General features: G+C 61.2%; 2 protein-coding genes. Both read left to right on the top strand.

Annotated features, from left to right (window positions below):
- Window positions 1-17 precede the first annotated feature (17 nt).
- Window positions 18-776 carry an electron transfer flavoprotein subunit beta/FixA family protein gene (locus GOX61_RS22290; RefSeq protein WP_170337270.1) on the top strand — a complete coding sequence of 253 codons (759 nt, stop codon included), beginning with the start codon at window positions 18-20 and terminating at the stop codon, window positions 774-776.
- Window positions 776-1,705, top strand: a complete 930-nt coding sequence (locus GOX61_RS22285; RefSeq protein WP_170337268.1) for an electron transfer flavoprotein subunit alpha/FixB family protein — start codon at window positions 776-778, stop codon at window positions 1,703-1,705. The genes GOX61_RS22290 and GOX61_RS22285 overlap by 1 nt, the downstream gene beginning before the upstream one ends.
- Window positions 1,706-1,834 lie beyond the last annotated feature (129 nt).

Below are 1,834 nucleotides of genomic sequence, written 5' to 3'. Positions count from 1 at the left end.
AAGGAGCAAGCGCAGAAATGAAGGTACTCGTGCCTGTCAAACGCGTGATTGACTATAATGTGAAGGTTCGCGTGAAAGCGGACGGTAGCGGTGTTGATCTCGCCAATGTCAAAATGTCGATGAACCCGTTCGACGAGATTGCGGTGGAAGAAGCGATCCGCCTGAAAGAAGCTGGCAAGGCTGATGAGGTTGTTGCGGTTTCGATCGGCGTGAAGCAGGCGCAGGAGACCCTGCGCACCGCATTGGCCATGGGCGCTGACCGCGCCATTCTGGTTGTGGCCGCTGATGACGTCCACCAGGACATCGAGCCGCTGGCCGTTGCCAAGATCCTGGCCAAAGTGGTCGAGGAAGAGCAGCCGGGCATCGTTCTGGCGGGCAAGCAGGCGATCGACAACGACATGAACGCCACAGGCCAGATGCTATCTGCTCTGTTGGGTTGGAGCCAAGGCACTTTTGCCTCGGAACTGGACATCGAGGGCGACACCGCCAAGATCACCCGCGAGGTTGACGGCGGCCTGCAGACCATCAGCGTCAAGATGCCGACCATCGTGACCGTTGACCTGCGTCTGAACGAGCCGCGCTATGCGTCGCTGCCGAACATCATGAAGGCGAAGAAAAAGCCGCTGGACGAGAAAACCGCCGCCGATTACGGCGTCGACGTCACGCCGCGTCTGGAAATCGTCAAGACCGAAGAGCCGCCGGCACGTGCCGCTGGTATCGTCGTTGGCTCGGTTGACGAGCTGGTCGAGAAACTTAAAGAAGCGGGGGCTGTGTAATGGCTGTTCTTCTTCTCGCAGAAGTCAACAACGGCGAACTGGCGCTGGACGCCACCGCCAAGGCTGTCACCGCCGCAAAGGCGCTGGGTGACGTGACCGTTCTGGCCGCGGGCGGGTCTGCCGCTGCTGCTGGTGAGGCTGCCGCCAAGATCGACGGTGTCTCCAAGGTTCTGGTTGCCGAAGACGCCTCGCTGGGTCACCGCCTGGCGGAATCGACCGCAGCCCTGATCGTGGGTCTGGCCGACGGTTACGAGCACATCGTGGCTCCGGCGACCACCGACGCCAAGAACGTGATGCCCCGCGTTGCAGCCCTGCTGGACGCGATGGTGATCTCGGATGCATCCGGCGTGGTTGACGGTTCGACCTTCGAACGTCCGATCTATGCGGGCAACGCGATCCAGACCGTGAAATCGAACGACGCCAAGAAAGTCGTCACCTTCCGCACCGCGTCCTTTGATGCGGCCGGTGAAGGCGGCTCGGCTGCGGTTGAGACCATCTCGGTTGGCGACAACCCGGGCCTGTCCGAGTGGGTCGAGGACAAGGTTGCCGAAAGCGACCGTCCGGAACTGACCTCGGCTGGTGTTGTTGTCTCGGGCGGCCGTGGTGTCGGCTCGGAAGAAGACTTCAAACTGATCGAAACCCTGGCCGACAAGCTGGGCGCCGCCGTTGGCGCATCGCGCGCGGCCGTGGACTCGGGCTATGCTCCGAACGACTGGCAGGTGGGTCAGACCGGTAAGGTTGTTGCCCCCGATCTCTATGTCGCTATCGGCATCTCGGGCGCGATCCAGCACCTGGCCGGTATGAAAGACTCCAAGGTCATCGTCGCGATCAACAAGGACGAAGAAGCTCCGATCTTCCAGGTCGCGGACTTCGGCCTGGTCGCGGACCTGTTCCAGGCCGTCCCGGAACTGACCGAAAAGCTCGGCTGAACCGGACATCCGGATTGATCTGCAAAGGCCCGCCATCCGGCGGGCCTTTTTCTATCCAAGATCCAAAACCGCGCCATACAAACATGACGCAATATGACGATGTGCCGATGGTCCAAGACAATGCAAGGC

The sequence above is a fragment of the Ruegeria arenilitoris genome (assembly GCF_013030265.1).
GTDB classification, from domain to species: Bacteria; Pseudomonadota; Alphaproteobacteria; order Rhodobacterales; family Rhodobacteraceae; genus Ruegeria; species Ruegeria arenilitoris_E.
Note: the sequence above shows the minus strand (reverse complement) of the source record. Positions and strands in the feature narration are given on the sequence as shown.